Raw genomic sequence first — 17,662 nt, 5'->3', positions numbered from 1 at the left:
GCGCAAAAGCACTGCGATGCCGCACCGACTGGAAGAACTCATCAATGATCACGCTTTTCGAACATGTGGGCGCCGCTACCAACACTAAGCGTTCCCGATCAAACGGAAGCCTCTATCCCTTCTTTCTGAAGGCTGTCCGGACATGAACGCATTTGATGTCCGTCCAACGCTGGATGCTCCCGACGACGATCTCTATCTTTGGCTTGAAGATGTGGAAGGCGAGCGGGCACTTGCCTGGGCCGCCGGCCAGTCGGCAAAGACCCTGAAGCACTTCAGTGGAACGCAGTTCGAGCGCGACCGCGCGACTCTGAAGGCAGGCCTGTTCCCTAAGCGGCGTCGCATCTCCCCCGGCCGAGTCGCATGGCTTGAATCCGATATCAGGGCTTGGATGGAAACTAGATCTGAGAGCCGCACCGCATGAATGTAGCCTCCCAATATCTTCTCCCGTCTGTGGCGCATCACGAAGCCGGGCACGCGGTGGCCGCCATCGTTTTGCACCGTCAGATGTTCGACGACGACCGTGAACTCCCTGCTTTCTCAAGTGTTAGTATTTACCCCGACGCCGGTGACGGAGAGTGCGGTGGTTTTGTCGAAGGCACGGTTTTCTATTCAGCGCAAGGATTCACCTCGGAGCTAAAGCCGATTTTCGAGAACGATATGGATCGACATTTCCAACGCGATGAAGCGATCCAAGAGATAGTTGCGTGTCTGGCAGGTCCTTTTGCAGAATCCGCATTCGAAGGCTATCTGGACCCGCGCGATATGGCGATGAATGCGTCCGATGGGAATGAGGGGAGCAGCGACTACGCGGATGCCAAGCGAATCTATGGTGAGTTGCGGTTCCTGATGCCGCGCCGCCCCGATTGGGGGCGGATCGAAGATTGCACGGCCCGGCTAGTACTCGATCACTGGTCGGCCATCGAAGCATTGGCCGCGCATTTGCTGGTCAAGCATGCTCTCCAATTCGATGAGGCTCTGACGATTGTTGCGCCGCATCTTCCGCCCATGCCAGCAGCTACGCCGCCAGAGCGTCATCCGCAGCCTGCTTGATCAGCCATTCGATGTGATTTGACCACATCTGCAACACCTCGCGCTTCTCCTTGACGTTGCTATAGAGATTGTAGATTTCGCCAATGTCTGTCAAGGACGCCGCCTTGTGATTCAGTATGTGCTCGATGACGTGTGGCAATACCTGCCGCCTGCCGAGATTTGTCGCGAGCGTCCTGCGCAGATCGTGAAGGGTCCAGTTCTCCAAAGCCACCCCGTCAGTATTGACCTTGCCGTCTAGAGCCTTCTTGCCCTTCGCGTAGCCTGAGAAGTGGCTTCTTTCGTTGCCCCTCGCAGGGAAAAAAACGTGTCATTGGTCTTCGGTACCGTCTGGGGGACCGACACCGCCAGTGTGGACAGCGGAATAAGCGTAGGCTCTTCGTTCTTCGTGCGGTCACCCGATAGTTCCATGTTCCGGCTTCAAGGTTGAGGACCAACGCATCGCGGCAACTTCCGTACGCCTCTGTCCGGTCAGAATGAGCAGCTTGACGATGGAGCCGAACGAATAGCCGATATCGCCCGGTTCGGGCTCACAGCCCGTTCATATAGCCGCCAGTTCGGCATCGTTCACCACTCGCTTGCGCTTGACGATCGGGGCCGGATCCGGATTTTCCAATCCCTCGCGGGGAAACCGCGGATGAGCCGTTGCGGCGGTTTGCGACACCAGTTGAAAAATGCCCGCATACACCAGAAGGCCGTGTTAGCCGCTTGCGGGTGACCCCCGGCGACGATCTTCTTGGTGATGTTAGCAATGTCGGTGTCGATCACATGGTGGATAGAGCGACTCCCGAGGGCAGGCACAAGATACCGGTTCAGGCTGGCCTCGACCAGTGCGGTGTTTTGAGGGTCGTTACTCGGCGGCCTGGAGGTGACCGCCATCGCCGTCCTCGGTATCGTCAGCGCTGATATGCGCCTGATCGGCAAGGAAGGCTGGCAGTTCCGATGGAGCTATGCTGGAATTTGGGTGACGAGGCTGATCAAGCGGCGCTCTGCGGCTTCGTTTCGATGACCTGGATTCCGTCCAGGAACCTGGCACCTGCGATGAGTTTCGGCAACTGATTTTGTCCTTTCAATCGTCGCCACTTCCTGGCCGCGGCCAACAGCTTGAAGACCATCAGCTGGGCGGTTTTCGAGGATAGCGAGCCCTTGGTACGCACCGTGCGATAGCGAACGGTTGCAAAGACGCTTTCGATGGGATTGGACGTTCGCAGATGATCCCAGTGTTGGGCGGGGAAATCGTAGAGCGCCAGCGACGCAATATGATCTTTCGTCAGGCAGTCGACCGCCTTGGCATACGCCTCGGCCTCCATCTCGATCGCATGCGCAAGCAATTTGCGCGCGCCGCTGCGAAGTACATCCGTCAGGGTATCATCGATTTCGTCGGGCTGACGAAGGCGAACAATGTGTTGATAGTCTCGTTCATGGCGTATCACTCTCCTTGAGAGGTACTGGCAGGCTTCATCACCCGCCTCGATACGCCGCTCTCCTCAAGCCGCCATCATCCAGTTTCCGCCATGGCTCCCCCTGATTGATCCGCTTCACCTGTGCAACTGCACAGGCTGCCCTAGCGGGGAGATTGGCCTCCAATGGCGAAAGCTTGCCGCAGGAGACCCTCCGATGACCGTGCCTATGGCGCCGCCGCTACGACAACTTGCCGACAAGCAGCGTGCGATCCACTGCCGCGCTACTGCGCCTTCAAGGGACGTCTGGATCGCGACGCAGGAGCCGATGACCGTTACGGGATCAATTCCAGGTCGCGCTGGCCGTCGCTGTGCCAGTTCGACGGTCTGGTGGCAATTTGGGCACATCTTCTGTCGCCGACAGTGGCGATGGCTGACGCTTCAACGAAACGGGGTCTTCGACGTCTGCTGCCTTCGCCGATGCTTTGCGAAGTGGCATAATGTTTCGACGCACGCAGGCGCGGGCAGGGGATGTCAGTCATGAATCTCCTGACTGGCGCGGATCAGGCCGATTGGCGGGATGAAAGATCATACGACTACACCGCTGGCCTGACGCTGCGGGAGTGGGCTTGGGAGTTCTTACGCCGCAATCCAGCGTTCCAGCGCGATCTGACCGCTGCGCGCCAGCATTGCAAGACTTGGTCTCTCCAATCCTTTCTCGATATGGTCGCGTCGGCCGGCGACCTGTCACGCTGGGGTGTTCTGTTTCGCGGAGTCTTGTGGCCGCGCTTCGGTCGTATTCTGGTGTCCGCTCTGGTGCGTCCATGTGCTGCCGGTCATTGCGGAACGGTTGCCTGCCTCGTCGCCGACACCGCCGTTCGAACTCTCGGCATTGCCCTGTCGTGCAATCGTCCTGCTGGCGCCCGACAAGAGCCAGCATGTTCTTCTTCGCAATGCGGACCACGCGCTGCAGCTCGCCGTCTCGGGCGCGAATATCCTCCACCCTGTTTGCCTGCATACGCAAGCCATCTGGCCCGCGGTGCTTTTAAAGCATCGACTGAGGGGACTGGAGTGCCTCAATGCTCTCAGTCTAGGGCAACAGTTGCCCCCCCGCTTGTTTGCGCCGGAAAAGCGCGGCGTTCGTTTGTCCTTCGTTCTTCGTGCGCTCGACGGTTCGCTCGCCGGAGCACCTCATCGCGAGCTCGCCGAAGTTCTCATCGGTCAACGGCGCGTCCATGCCGACTGGGCGGATCCTCGCGATCATCTGCGCGACCGCATCCGTCGGGCCGTCTCGCGTGGCCGCGCGCTCATGAATGGTGGCTACAGAGATTTCCTAATTTGAAAAGCGACAGTCCGCGCTGTGCGTCGGTGGATGAACGTTCGCTCGCAGCTGTACCCGTCACCAACAGTTCGCCCGCCGACAGGACTGCATGGCGCCTTGCAAGTGCGCTCTGGTCTAGCTTGTCGATGCCGAAATGAGATGGGCGAGGGTGCCAAGGCGGTGGTTCATTAGGGCCGGCCTCGACCTGGACGCACATCATTGGTCGGAAAGCGGCGTGCACCGCAATGTCGCCATAGCAGCCAAGATCCTTTGAGGCCGGACCTGCAGTCCTGTTGGACCGGCGGGTGCAACAATATGGAGGGATCTGAGGCCTCACACCGTTCCCTGGTCGACAGCTCGGTCAACATAGCACCCACCGCTTGATTATGGAAATGGTGTGCCTGGAGTGCAGCGAGTAGCGGCTTGCTGCGCACTGTCCTAAGAATAGCAGTCATGACCCGTCTGGGGTTCTGCAACACGACGATTCAACCGCTTGGGCATTGTCGCATATCCCACAATGTAGAATGCGCAACAGGGCAAAAGCTGATCCATCGGCGGTTTATCAATGCTTTTTGGCTTGGCACGGCACATGCAACGCAATCGGCAAAAGGCGCACGAACTGAGTGGCCCATCGGCCCTAGGAGCGCTGACTTATGCCCTCCCAAGGCATGTCCGGCCCGACAGCGAGCTCAGTCTCCTGCCGGGCATCCGTGTTTCAGGTCAACGGCGTTTGGAACTTCCAATTAGGTGGCGGCATTGACCGCAGGCCGCCCCCCGGTGGGGCGGAGAGACAGTGCAGCAGGTTTCAAATCCCGCCCATGCAAAGATATTTCATTTCCAGATAGTCCTCGAGGCCATGACGGGAACCCTCCCGCCCGATGCCGGATTGTTTGATCCCGCCAAACGGTGCCGCCTCCGAGGACATGCGTCCCGTGTTGATGCCAACCATGCCATATTCCAGAGCCTCTGCCACACGCCAGACCCGCTTCAGGTTTGAGGCATAGAAGTATGCGGCGAGGCCGTATATCGTGTCATTGGCCTCGCGCACGACCTGATCCGCATCGTTGAAGCGAATGATCGGCGCGAGCGGCCCGAATGTCTCCTCTTGCGCGACTGCCATGACGCTGGAAATCTCGGTGAGGACCGTGGGTTCGAAAAACGTGCCATTCTTGCCGATACGCTGGCCCCCGCATCGTATTGTGCCGCCTTTCGCAATGGCATCTGCGACGTGAGACTCGATCTTGGCCAGAGCATGCTTGTCGATGAGCGGTCCGATGTCCACTCCGGCATCGAATCCGTCGCCAACCGACAAGTGCCGGATTCTTTCCACGAATTTCTTGACGAACTCATCGTGAACGCTCGATTGGACGTAAATGCGGTTCGCGGAAACGCAGGTCTGGCCGGCATTGCGGAACTTCGCCTGGACCGCACCGTCAACAGCACCGTCAATGTCGGCATCATCGAAGATGATGAAAGGTGCATTGCCGCCGAGTTCAAGGCTGACCTTCTTGATCTGGTCAGAGCACTGACGCATCAGCAGCCGTCCGACCTCGGTCGAACCGGTGAAGCTGATCTTTCGAATCTTGGAATTGGTGCAGAGTTCACGGCCCACGCGATCACCTTCGGACGCATAGATCAGGTTGACCACGCCATCGGGAAAGCCGGCCTGATGGGCGAGGGCGAACATTGCGCCAGCCACGAGCGGCGTCTGTTCAGCGGGCTTGAGCACGATTGTGCAGCCCGCAGCCAAGGCCGGCGAGATTTTGCGCGCCACCATGGAGGCCGGGAAATTCCATGGCGTGATCGTGCCAACAACGCCGATGGGCTGCTTGATCACTAGCATTCGGCGGTCTGTCGAGGGTGCCGAGATCGTCTCGCCATAGACGCGATTGGCCTCCTCGGCATACCATTGCAGATACGCCGCCGCATGCGATACCTCTGAAATGGCTTCGGCAAGCGGCTTGCCCATTTCCGCAGTCAGAATCGCGGCGAGATCGCCTGCATGGTCGATGATCAGCTGATGCCATCGCCAAAGAACGTCGCTACGTTCTCGGGCCGTCAACGCGGCCCATCCCGACTGCGCAACATAGGCCTTGTCTACCGCAGCACGTGTCTCCTCCACGCCCATATCGGGAAGCTCTGCCAAAACTTCGCCGGTCGACGGATTGACGACCTCGAACGTCTTATTGCCAACTGGTCTGCCGAGTGCCGGCAGGCGGTCGATGGCTCCAAACAGGTGCGGGGATTTCAGACGGCGGATCATCGGCAGGCACAGGGGCAATACCGGATTCCTCCTCAACGCAGCGAACATCCAGGTCGACAGGCCGTCAGTGTGTATTCTGCACCAGTGGGTTCGTCGTAGGGCCTCGGCAAAGCAGCTGGTAGACCACGCTAGCCCGATGAAAAGACAGCAGTTTCGTTAGTTTGAGTGCCCGCGGTTCATCAATTGATGGATTAAGCAGTCGGATGTTTGCTTCATCCACCATGCCTGCTGGTGGCATGCGACTGAATTCTGCAAAAAGGCGGCATACATGCTGAGGAGCGCCATTTCGGCGAGAGGCCGCCGGACCGCCAATGCCGCGCAAGGTCGGCGAAAACGACTCCGCGCGTCTGCATGATCTGCTTGGCCCACGGGCCTCCACATTCGCTCTTCCCACGAGAAGCCCCGATGAAGAAGGAAGGTGAGATGAGTTTCTTTACTCATCCTTGCCGCCCAGCGGCGGGCCGACCACCAAAATGGCGGGCTCGGCCGAAAGCAGCTTTTTGGCCGCCGCCTTGACCTGTTTGAGCGTCACCCGACCGATGCTGCGGGCGCGACGCTGGTTGTAGTCGACGTCGGCCTTGTGAATCTGCAAATCCAGGAGCCGGTCTGCAATCGAGCGGGTCGAGCCCAGTTGGTCGATGGCATAGGCGCCGATCAGGTGCTTCTTCGACGCCTTGAGCTCGGCCCCGGTCGGTCCTTGCTGCGCCATCTGCTTTACCACATCTCGCACGATGCTCAGTGTTTGGGCAGCGCAGTCCGAGCGTGTCTCTGTCGTAACCAGAAGCGAGTCAAGGGTTAGTTCAGAGCTGACGTGATAGGCAAGGCCGCGTTTTTGACGTACCTCCTCGTAAAGGCGGGAAGTCAAGTATGAGCCGCCAAGGATGTCGTTCAGCAGCACGGCCGCGTAGAAATCCGGCGCGCTAGGCTTCACGCCAGGCCAGGCCAACGTCAGCGAAGTCTGCGGCAGGTCGTAGTTCTCCTCCACCAGTTGACCGAGTTTCGGCGCGACATCGTAGACGGGGACGAGGGTTTGTTGCTCAGGCAAATCACCAAACAGCTGGTCAAGCCTTTCCCTCAACGTGTTCGCGTCAATGTCACCCACCACGGCAATATGGAGCCCGTCGCGAGCGAAAATGGCCTGGTGGAAGGCGCGGAGGTCGGACGGCGTGATGCCGGGCAGGCTCTCTTTTGTGCCTTCTCCCAGCCTTGAACAAGGATGCGCGCCATAGATCGCGCGCAGCCATTTGCGCTGAGCGATGGCGTTAGGGTCTCGCTCGCTGCCGACGATGCGGGAGACAATCTCGGCGCGGACGCGATCGATCGGCCCCTGCTCGAAGCGCGGCGCGTTCAGCGCGAGCCGAAGCAGGCCGAACGCCGCGTCCTGCTTTTTGGAAAGCATGCACATCGATCCGTAGATGTCGTCGCTTTGCGCGTCCAAACTCATTTCGGCGCCGGCATGGTCGAGCTTCACCTGGAAGGCACCGCTGTCGTAATGGCCAGCGCCTTCGATGAACAGGCCGGCCATCAGTTTGGCCATCCCCTCCTTCCCGACCGGGTCCTGCTTGGTGCCGCCCTTGAAGGCAAAGCCGATGTTGACGATTTCCACTGTGTGGTCCTCCACCAGCCAGGCGATGATGCCCTTTTCGGACTTCACCTCCTGGATGTTCATCGCAGCATGGGGCCGAGCGCCGAGCGTCATCTCTTGATTCTCCGTCTTGGGCAAGAGATAGCCCGTGGTCGAACGGTCGAACGCGAGATAGCGGGCGGCAACTGCTTTGATTTGCTCGGGGGTAACCTTGCGGATGCGATTCGGCCGTTCCTCGACATCCTTCACGGTACCGCCGGTGGCCAGCGTCGAGCCGTAGATGCTGGCGAGCCAGTCCAGGTTGTCTTCCGCAAAGATCATATTGAGCAAATAGTGGTCCTTGGCCTTGCCTAGTTCCTCGTTGCTGACACCATCCTCGGCAATGCGGGCAACTTCGGCAGCGGCCGCCGCTTCGAGATCAGCCAGCTTGGCATCGCCGCGCGGTGCGCCATAGATGGCGAACTTGGTGTCGTCGAGCATAGTGCCCTGGAAATAGACGCGGGCGCTGGAAGCGATACCTTGCTGGACAGCGAGCGCCTGGTAGAGCCGGCCGCGGTTACCGCCGCCGAGAATTTCGGCCAGCAGGTCGAGCGCTTCGGCCTCGCCCGGCTTGGCGGTGTGGTAGGACGGCACCACCCACTGCGTCGAAAAACTGGGCACGCTGACGCGGGCGTCTGAGAGCGTGACGGTGCGCCTGGTGTTCTGCTCGGGCTCAACCGGCCGGATGCGCGGCGGCAGGTCAGGTCCGCGCGCCACCTTGCCATAGGTCTTTTCGGCCAGCGCCCGCACCGTGTCCGGTTCGACATCGCCGGCCACGATCAGCACGGAGTTGTTGGGCCAGTAGTACTTTTCATAGAAGACGGTGGCGTCGACGCGGTTCAGCTGCTCGATCTCCTGCATCCAGCCGATGATCGGGATGCGATAGGGGTGGTTCTGCCACAGCGTCGCGTCGATCTCCTCATGGAGAACGTCCTGCGGGTTGGTGTCGGTGCTTGAGCGGCGCTCCTCGATGACCACATCGCGCTCGGTCTTGACGACATCGTCGGTCAGGATGAGGTTTCGCATTCGGTCGGCCTCGAAGCTCATCATCAGCTCGAGCGCCGACGGCGCCACTGTCTGATAGAAGGCGGTGTAGTCGGAGGAGGTGAAGGCGTTGTTGGAGCCGCCGATCTCGAACACTGCGCGGTCGAATTCGCCGCCCGCATGGTTGGTCGTCGCCTTGAACATCAGATGCTCGAAGAAATGGGCGATGCCGGATTTGCCCGGCGGCTCGTCGGCGCTGCCGATCTTGTACCACACCATGTGGGTGACGATCGGCGCCCGGTGGTTGGGAATGACGACCACCTCCATGCCGTTGTCGAGCACGAAATCCCTCGCCTTGCCGTCCTCCCATGCGACGGGGATCGGAGCCGGCCCCGCGCCGACCAACTCGGACGCAACGGACGTCCTGCGAAGCCCATGAGTGCGGGGCTTGCTTGGTAGTTCTGGTAGGGAGAGTGGGGTTATGGGCTGCGTTCCTGGCAAAGTGATCTGTTCCTCATTTTGAAGGATCTATGTCTCCCGAACGCCTATTGGGAGAAAGTGGATCGGCACGCGACGCCGAGCCACATGAGCCGTCAGCGTGTTGCTGGGCCTGACGCGAGCCTCATCTTTGGATGCGTCCGGGAAACTTTCGGCATGGTGAGGCCATGGGAAGTCTGCTCGTTATCCATTGGGTGTTTGCGGATACCTGAGCATGCCCCGTGCCAAGTAAGAAAGCCCCGATTCGCAAGGTTTGATCCAACCTTGATACTTGCGATATCCGACATTGTCGGGCATCCGACAGAAAGCGCCTTTCGCCGGCGCGCCGGCTATGACGCTCGCCTCCTCCGGCGTGACGACGATCCTTTGGCGGGCGCCGCGCACACCGATCTGCCCGCCTATCAGCACCGCGACATCGAAGGACAGCGCGATCGTGACTGGATGGGTCTTACGCAAACATGCAGCAGTGCCACCGCGATCAGGACTTCATCCGCCCCACAAAGACCCGAGCGCGAGGGACGACGTGTAAGGCAACATGTCATCCTCGATAATGATGCCGCGCATAAAGAGGTAAGGTCCCTCGTCGTACCGGCGAGCCCCTTCGCTGGGTCTCGCGAGGGTCTGGTTTGCGAACGTCGACCGACAGCATCACGGCATGGGCGGCCCCATCGGTAGGCAAGCATTGACCGTGCCATCAGCGTTGAGGCAGCGCAGAGCCCAATTTCCCGGTGCCAGCCGGTACGTTGGAGCTTCAACTGTGGCCAGCCAAGCGGGCCGAGGCCGTGAAACTCCTGATACCCTGGACCGTCCGGATTGCAACGCACGACGCCTTGGTCTCGCGCCAACGTCCATTGACGCTCAGCGAAGCATCATGCGGACGAGCTGGGAAAGCTTGGCCGGGCCGGCGCCTTCCCAGGCGCATGGGACGCGCGACGACCCATGTGGACCTTGGATTTCACTACGCACTTACGCTGCTTTGGCCTTGTCAGCAGCCTGAGCATAAAGCGTGCTCAGCTTTCAGGGCGAGCCTCTTTCATGTTGATAGCATCTGTCGTCATTCAGGATCGCCCCATTTTCGCATGCCGCTTGCAGCTTTCAGACTGTTGTCAGCCAGGGCCGCCATAAAGGGTCTCGTTTAACGCATTCGGGAGGCTTCATCACTCGACCACATTAATTTCGGGCCGTTCGCCGGCGCTCCGAATGGCACTTAACACCAGATCCTCTCCAAACCCGTGATGATCCAAGAGGAAAACGAAAAATCCCTAAATCATAAAAAAGCACCGATACGGTCGGCTCCAGGCTGATGAAATTGCGGTCTCACTGGCCACGCACGATACTTGCGATGGCGATGGCCATTGCAAAGGCCGGTCAAGCACCCAAGACGCTGACAAGCACGCCTCCGACCAAAGCTCGATCGTTGGCAGCCTTTCTAGCCGTATACTTGGGGCATTTTGGGACGGCGATCCGGACGCCGATTAAAACCTGCCGGTCGTCTAAATGGAATGGTTGGTCCGGGTCCTTACTGGACCTGCGCCAACCCGATCGGGCCGGCGCACAGGGGCACCCAGACAATTGGACACGTCGCCTTTGCGCGGCGGCTTGCACTTTCTCGGATGGCCTTTTTTCTCCCCGGGCGAAATCGAGCGAGCGGTGAGGCGGAGCCTTCGATTTTGCCGATCATGTCGTGTCGCTTCGATCGAACTGCTCAGACGATGATAGCGGCATTGATTGCCGCGGCCGAAATGCGTTGTGTGAAGTACGATTTCTACGCCGTATACATACTGCCGTACAGTTCGCCCTGTCAGCAGCCTTGCCAGCAATCCGCCCTGTGTCCAACTGTCGTCGAATTCACCGGTGTCATTGAGGAATTCGTATGATCGCCTCGAAACCATCATTGCGACCGCGGGCGGGCGACGCAAGCTCTAGACTGCCACCGATCCGCTGGATAACCATGTTAGCGATATGTAGACCAAGGCCTGAGCCCGCAGCAGGAGTAGCACCACGACTAAATCGCTTTGTAAGCCCTTCGAGGTCGGGGAGGGGCACCACCGGTCCGGCGTTTGCAATAGCGATGGTTCCATCAGTTTGGACGGAAACTGTTGTCGGAACAGTGGGCAGTCCATGTATCAGCGCATTCTCGATCAGGTTACGAAGGAGGATCCCAAACGCATCGACATCCACTTTGCGCATCAAAGTGGGGCAGCCGTCGACGTTAAGATGCAGGCGTCCGGCATATTGCGGCTTTTTCCTCAGGTCATCGATTTCCAGCCGAACCGATCGGACAAGATCGATCGCGTGATCCGCCATGCCAACCCCCGATTCGGCTTGAGCGAGCTGAAGCACTTTTTCGACAAGGCGGCCAAGGCTCGACAGCGCTTGCTCGATGCCGCGCGCACGCATTTTGGCCGACCCATTGGGAAGCTCGGCCACTAATCTCTGCATCTGAGCGATTGAACCTGCGATCGGCGTGCGCAGTTCATGCGCACTGTTTGCGGCGAACTCGCGTTCGGCCTCGAGAGCCGCCCGCAGACGATCGAGAAGCCGATTGACGGATGCCGCGATTGGAGCCAACTCTGCCGGGAAATCGCCCAAGTCCATTGGTGACAGATTGCCGCCGTCGCGCGATCCGATCTGCTGTCGCAGTACCTCGATTGGCCGCAGCGAGCGCCGGATCACGATCCACCAAACAGCTAAGCTAAAGGGCAGGAGCACGAGTGTCGGAAGGAAGACAAAAAGTGCGCCCTTCGCGATTGTGGTACGGCGGCCATCAAGCGGTTCGGCCAACTGATGATACACGCCGTCTTGGATCTCCTCTGTGTAGACGCGGTAATCAGCGTTTCGCCAAAAGCCGTTACTCAGGGGAGCATCAGGGAAGGGCTGCTGACCCTCTTCCGGTTCAGAAATAAGCACTACCCCGTACTTATTAATAACCTGCTCACGATAGGTCCAGTACTTTTCATAAGTTGGCAAGTGGTTATTGTATTGATCAACGTGTTTTCCATTCAAGACCTTGATCAGCTCTGGTTCTCTGTACTCTGCGCTCCCCTGGAGCAAGTCATCCGAACTTTCGTTTACATTATTGCAAAAAATGAACGCAGCAATGGTTGGGGCGGCGATCCAAACCAGGAGCGTTGCCCCGCCTAACCACGATATCAGCTTTCTCGTCATGCTGTTCGAGTTCGTCATGTGACCACGAGCCTGTATCCGGAGCCACGCACGGTTGCTATTCTATCCCCGCCGATCTTCTTGCGGAGCCGGCTGACATAAACCTCCACTGTGTTGCTCTCGAACTCCGAATTGAATGAATAAAGCGCGTGCTCGATCCTCCCCTTTGAAACGACCGAACCGGGCCGGCGTAGAAGGCAGTCGAGCACCGCCCATTCGCGTCCAGACAGGTGGACCTCCTGCCCGTCGCGGAAGAGGCGTCGCTCGGCTGCCTGTATGGAAAGCGTCCCAACCGAAAATTGCGGCTCCGGAAAATGCCCTTGGCGACGTGCCACTGCACGGATGCGTGCCGAGAGTTCCCCCAGATCGAACGGCTTGACCAAATAGTCGTCGGCGCCAGCGTTGAGCCCCTCGATGCGATGCGAAATCCGATCGCGGGCTGTCAGAATGATGACCGGCGTTGTATCAAGCCCCTTGATCAGCTCCCGCAGATAGTCGATGCCATTGCCGTCCGGCAGGTGAACGTCGAGCAAAATAACGTCGTAGCCGGCCACAGCTGCATGACCGCGCGCTCCGGACAGGCCCTCGGCCCAGTCGACCGCGTGGCCACCAGCCACCAAATGATCGTGCACAGCACTTCTAAGGTCGTCGTCGTCTTCAATGAGCAGTATTCGCATCAGGCTGCCGAGCTCCGGTATGAGGGCAAGGCTCCTGCCTTATTGATCGAAGCTGACAGTAGGCTGAACCGGCGCCAGCGAATATCTGGGGGCTTTCAGGCTGCTGTCAGCTACAATTGCAAGAAAGGGGTCGTTAACAAAGCCAAACGAAGAGGCCTTATGAAACCCCTCCTGATCTCGGCACTTTTGCTCAATGTGACCACCGGCGGCTGTACACTGGTTGGCGGGCAATTCGACGTGGCGGTCAACGAATGGCAGCCGCGCCACGCGTCAATGTCCAGGCTTGAAACTGACAGGTGTCTTAAATACGAGGGCACCGTAGCGGGTGCCTCCAGTTATCGAACAGTGCCTAGCAGGTCAGAAGTGCACTTTGACCATAGGGGTCGTCCGTATTTTCGGCGCTCGCGAACAGAGTCGACGGTCAATCGATGCGCCACTGCCAGAGTCTGGAACGGTCAAGTGTTTGTTATCCCCCGTCCGGGCCATATTCTCTGCCGAGGACCAAGAAGGCCCTATTTTCGGTGCCCACGAACAGAGCCAACGGTCAATCGATGCGCCACTGCCAGGGTCTGGAACGGTCAAGTGTTTGTGATCCCCTGTCCCGGCCGTGTTCTCTGCCGAACTCGCCCTTGTAGTCGGCACACCAAAGATCGTTAGGGCGACAGCCGTTTGAAAGTGGTGTCCCCGTCGCCCTGTTGCGCCTGCGCTTGCGGCGCTCGACCATGCCGTGGCGGTCGAGCACGGCATGCACCGTCGAGATCGCGGGCCGGTGCACATCCGGATACAGCCGGGCCAGCCGCTCGCGTATCTTCGGCGCACCCCATGTCGGCTTGTCTTGCTTGAGGCGCACAATCAGCTTCTCGATTTGAAACGGAAGCTGATTGGCGTGGCGATAGGGCCGCCGCGATCGGTCCGTCAGCCCCTCCAGGCCGCTGTCGTTGTAGCGCGTGAGGATCTTGTAGCCGGTCTTGCGCGAGATATCGAACTCCCGGCAAAGCATCGCCATCTTCTCGCCGTCCAGCAGCCGGGCGACGAACTTCAGCCGCTCTTCCATGACGTTACACTCCCTCCAAGGCACCTTGCTCTCCTTGCAAAGGGCCGAAAGTGTAACCCATCTATCCGGAATGAACTGTCACCCATCTCTCGGGAAGGAAAGTCATGGCCAAGGCAACTGGAAGCCGAATTTTCTTTTAGAGTATGAATCAGCGCCGTCTGCCGAAAAGCGCGTCCACGATCTTCCCTTTTGAAACGACCGTGCAGGGCTGGGGCAGACGGTAGTCGAGCACCGCCCATCCGCGTCAAGTCAGGTAGACCTCCTGCCCGTCGCGGAAGAGGCGTCGCTCGGCTGCCTGTATGGAAAGCGTCCCAACCGAAAATTGCGGCTCCGGAAAATGCCCATGGCGACGTGCCACTGCATGGATACGCGCTGAGAGTTCCCCCAGATCGAACGGCTTGACCAAATAGTCGTCGGCTCCAGCGTTGAAGCCCTCGATGCGATGCGAAATCCGATCGCAGGCTGTCAGAATGATGACCGGTGCCGATTCAAGTTCCTTGATCAGCTCCCGCAGATAGTCGATCCCATTGCCGTCCGGCAGGTGAACGTCGAGCAAAATAAGGTCGTAGCCGACCACAGCTGCATAATCGCGCGCTTCGGACAGGTTCTTGGCCCAGTCGACCGCGTGGCCACCAGCCACCAAATGATCGTGCATAGCACTTCCAAGGTCCTTATCGTCTTCAGTGAGCAGTATTCGCATCATGCTGCCGAGCTCCGGTATGAGGGCAAGGCTCCCATCTTATTGGTCGAAGCTGACAATAGGCTGAACCGGCGGCAGCGAATTATTTGGGGAGCTTTCAGGCTGCTGTCAGCTACAACTTGCAAGAAAGGGGTCGTTAACAAAGCCAAACGAAGAGCCCCTATGAAACCCGTCCTGAACTCGGCACTTTTGCTCAATGTGACCCCCGGCGGCTGCATCAGCAAATTGATTTGGGAAACAGGCGCGCCGGTTCTAATGACCGACGCAGGCCGAGGTCTGGAGCTGGACCAGCGAACGGCGTCTTCGGTTTTTCAGGCAACAGCCACATGGAAGAATATGATTGGCTCGACCATGCGCCGAGCTTTGTCGAACGGATTGGTCGCGGGCGCACTACCACAGATTATGGCAGGTTTACGCCCTGGCCTTGACACCCGGGGTGATCGTCACCGGCGGAGCCGCGGCGTACTGATCGGATATCTAACGTCGCTGAGTCTCTCGTCGGTGCAGTGGATCTCTCGGCTTAGCCATCATGCAAAAAACGACGGTTCCGCGACACCACTTTTCAGGTCCGTGACACAGGCTTTGTGAGCCGATCTGTTGTTCTTACCCCAGGCTAATGGCTGAACAGCTCTGTCGCCGGCTCGATGCGCCAGATGGCGCGATGTTTTGAACCCTTTCACGAGGCGACGGCAGCAGCCGACCGGCTCTCCTATCGCGGCTCCCGCGATCCACACACCCAACAAGGGAATCTACCATGGTAATGAAGGCACCGGTTGCCGACGCTAGGAATGGGTCGGTAGTAGATCGGCTGGTCGGCATCGACCTCGCTCGGGGCCTGGCTGTCTTCGGGATGTATGCCGCCCATCTCGGTCCCGACCCCGGCGAAGGAGGACTAGTCGGGTTTCTGATGGAACTAACCCATGGGCGGCCGTCGGCCCTGTTTGCCGTATTGGCCGGTTTTTCAATCCTCCTGATTACAGGTCGCAAGGCGCCGAAGTCGGGGATAGCCGGTAGACAGGCCATCGCCAGAGTCGCAATTCGTGCCCTTGTTTTGCTCGCGCTTGGCTCAATCCTGGGCTGCCTCGGTACCCAGGTCGAAGTCATCCTAGAATACTACGGAATTTGCTTCTTGTTGGTATTGCCGCTCCATCGGCTCAGCGCATATCAGCTGGGCTTGATCGCTGCCGCTACGGCATTAGTTCTCCCGCAAGTCCGTTCCTCCCTTCTGTCGGTTGCCCCCAACCTCCTCGACCCGGTCTTCAACCTCATGGTCAACGGCTACTATCCCGCGGTGACCTGGGTTCCTTTCCTCATCGCTGGCATGGCCATCGCGCGCCTTAATCTTAATACGCTAGCAGCGCATTGGCGCCTTGGTCTGGCGGGGGTCGCGCTGGCCGTGTTGGGCCATGGGGGATCCTTGCTCGCGCTGAGTTCCCGCGCTTTGACTGAAACCTCCTTGTGGTGGTCTGACGTTGACGGCGCTTTTGAGCCTTCCAAGTCGTCATTTATAGTCAAGTCGTCATGGATAGCCGCACCTCATAGCGAAACGACGCTTTCGATCGTGGGCAGCACCGGTTGCGCAATGATCATCTTGGCGGCTTGCATGCTCGCTGTGGATGCGCTCCCGCGTCTGCGAAAGCTGGTCTGGCCAATAATCGCAGTCGGCTCGATGTCTTTGACGGCCTATGTGCTGCACATTGCGGGAATAGCCTATCTTATGAAGATAAACATTTTCAAAGACGAGAGCCTGTCCACGCTCTTTGGCTTCGTTGTGGTTATCAGCACTTTTGCGGTGCTTTGGCTGCGCATCTTCCAGCGAGGACCGATGGAAGTGCTGATGGGTAGGGTCGCAGATCTCGCGCGTCACATCCGCTGAGCACCGCCGCGCCCCGGCCTCCCGATCACATTACGGACAAGGTGGGGCTTTGTCCAAAGCTTGTTCGCGGCAGGGGAGGGTACTTCCTCCCAGCCTGCCGCCTTGTTGATGGAAGCTAAAACGGTCGCGCAGGCGCTAGAGTTGCATCGGCATAATCAGCTTAAACTCGCGAAGTTAAACCCGCGGTTGGTCTATCTCGGCCCGCCTCACCTGAAAGGCTAAGGTATCCGTTTCGGTCAAGGGTTTTAGGGGCCATTTTCGCTGCGCCTTGAGGAGAGCGTTTGCTAGGATGAGGAGCTTTCGCAACAAGATGATGACCTTTGCGGGTTTGCCTGCCGCCTTTAGCGCCTGGTATTTTGCCTTGAGGTCGGGGTTGAAGCGCAGGGCGAAGGGCCGGGCATGTAGAGGGCCTGGCGAACATTGGCCCGGCCGCCCCGGATGAAGGCGCGGCCGCTCCATTTTGCCGAGGCCGGCGAGGCTTGCGGCCTTTGGTTCCGAGTTCCGGCATGTCGATGGTGAGTGTGCAGGCGGTGGCATCCGATGCGCCATATGCTGGTCAGGATTTCGCGGCGCTGGACAGCGTCGGGATCGGCTTTCATGAGGGTAAGCATCGTCTGATCGATATCGCTGAGTTCACGTGGATCTGCTTCCAGCCACTCGTTGTTGTGGCGCCTGAGCAAGGCAAGCGGTCAAGGTCTGGCTCTGGTGCTGGCTGCGGTGCGATCCCCGCACGGGCCAGGTGCCGATCGTGTCGACGATCCACCTCGCCGCGACCAGAGAGCTGCTACTCTCTTCCGCTGTTCATTCTGGCCTCTTCGCAATGAATGTCATAAAATCACCTGTCGCAATTAATGGTTTTTGATTTGGCTCCTACAGCTGGCAGATATCGCCGAGAGTTCCGCAGAGAGCGTCGAAAGTTTTGGCCGCCTTCTTCCGCAGCCGCGCCTTGAGTTTTGAGCAGACCTGTCTTGATCGGGTTGAGATCGGGCGAGCATGGCGGCAGGATCAGGAGCCAGTGCCCCTTTGGCCAACCAGTGGGCGGCGGGTACCTTG

10 protein-coding genes and 3 pseudogenes are annotated in these 17,662 nt (G+C 59.0%); 4 read left to right on the top strand and 9 right to left on the bottom strand.

The features are described 5' to 3' along the window. The first annotated feature begins 142 nt into the window (after positions 1-142). Positions 143-421 carry an AlpA family phage regulatory protein gene (locus tag EN994_RS36665; protein ID WP_063169289.1) on the top strand — a complete coding sequence of 93 codons (279 nt, stop codon included), beginning with the start codon at positions 143-145 and terminating at the stop codon, positions 419-421. Continuing rightward, entirely contained in the window at positions 418-1,050 is a 633-nt protein-coding gene (locus EN994_RS02025) for a hypothetical protein (protein WP_127287488.1), read from the top strand. Before EN994_RS36665 ends, EN994_RS02025 begins: the two co-directional genes overlap by 4 nt. Here the strand turns inward: EN994_RS02025 and EN994_RS36660 are convergent. Beyond that, positions 1,016-1,144, bottom strand: coding sequence for a hypothetical protein (locus tag EN994_RS36660; protein WP_135907184.1), 129 nt, complete (start codon positions 1,142-1,144; stop codon positions 1,016-1,018). The two genes, EN994_RS02025 and EN994_RS36660, sit on opposite strands and share 35 nt — an antisense overlap. Before the next feature lie 880 nt (positions 1,145-2,024). Next, positions 2,025-2,480: a transposase gene (locus EN994_RS02015; protein WP_256748481.1), complete on the bottom strand. Its 456-nt coding sequence runs from the start codon at positions 2,478-2,480 to the stop codon at positions 2,025-2,027. A 793-nt stretch (positions 2,481-3,273) separates the two neighbouring features. Here EN994_RS02015 and EN994_RS02010 point away from each other — a divergent pair. Further along, positions 3,274-3,789, top strand: coding sequence for a DUF2285 domain-containing protein (locus tag EN994_RS02010; RefSeq protein ID WP_224570032.1), 516 nt, complete (start codon positions 3,274-3,276; stop codon positions 3,787-3,789). 784 nt (positions 3,790-4,573) lie between these two features. Here EN994_RS02010 and EN994_RS02005 read toward each other — a convergent pair. From EN994_RS02005 to EN994_RS01975, 7 genes and pseudogenes are all read right to left on the bottom strand, one after another. Continuing rightward, positions 4,574-6,049, bottom strand: a complete 1,476-nt coding sequence (locus EN994_RS02005; protein WP_095769043.1) for an NAD-dependent succinate-semialdehyde dehydrogenase — start codon at positions 6,047-6,049, stop codon at positions 4,574-4,576. Between the two features lie 415 nt (positions 6,050-6,464). Beyond that, positions 6,465-7,190, bottom strand: a pseudogene (locus EN994_RS36805) (pitrilysin family protein); the annotation flags it as partial. A gap of 549 nt (positions 7,191-7,739) precedes the next feature. Beyond that, positions 7,740-9,044: pseudogene (locus tag EN994_RS01995) on the bottom strand (pitrilysin family protein); the annotation flags it as partial. A gap of 1,950 nt (positions 9,045-10,994) precedes the next feature. Further along, positions 10,995-12,323 (bottom strand): HAMP domain-containing sensor histidine kinase, encoded by a 1,329-nt coding sequence (locus EN994_RS01990; RefSeq protein WP_063169275.1) that lies wholly within the window; start codon positions 12,321-12,323, stop codon positions 10,995-10,997. Then, entirely contained in the window at positions 12,320-12,979 is a 660-nt protein-coding gene (locus tag EN994_RS01985; RefSeq protein ID WP_024505389.1) for a response regulator transcription factor, read from the bottom strand. The genes EN994_RS01990 and EN994_RS01985 overlap by 4 nt, the downstream gene beginning before the upstream one ends. Before the next feature lie 619 nt (positions 12,980-13,598). After that, positions 13,599-14,033 (bottom strand): annotated as a pseudogene (locus tag EN994_RS01980) (helix-turn-helix domain-containing protein); the annotation flags it as partial. A 244-nt stretch (positions 14,034-14,277) separates the two neighbouring features. Beyond that, positions 14,278-14,736, bottom strand: coding sequence for a response regulator transcription factor (locus EN994_RS01975; RefSeq protein WP_224570033.1), 459 nt, complete (start codon positions 14,734-14,736; stop codon positions 14,278-14,280). A gap of 751 nt (positions 14,737-15,487) precedes the next feature. On the opposite strand from EN994_RS01975, the gene EN994_RS01970 reads away from it, so the two are divergent. Continuing rightward, a complete protein-coding gene (locus EN994_RS01970) occupies positions 15,488-16,609 on the top strand; it encodes a DUF418 domain-containing protein (protein WP_063169274.1) in 1,122 nt (373 codons plus the stop codon). Positions 16,610-17,662 lie beyond the last annotated feature (1,053 nt).

The organism is Mesorhizobium sp. M7A.F.Ca.CA.002.09.1.1 (assembly GCF_003998555.1).
Taxonomy (GTDB): domain Bacteria; phylum Pseudomonadota; class Alphaproteobacteria; order Rhizobiales; family Rhizobiaceae; genus Mesorhizobium; species Mesorhizobium ciceri.
Note: the sequence above shows the minus strand (reverse complement) of the source record. Positions and strands in the feature narration are given on the sequence as shown.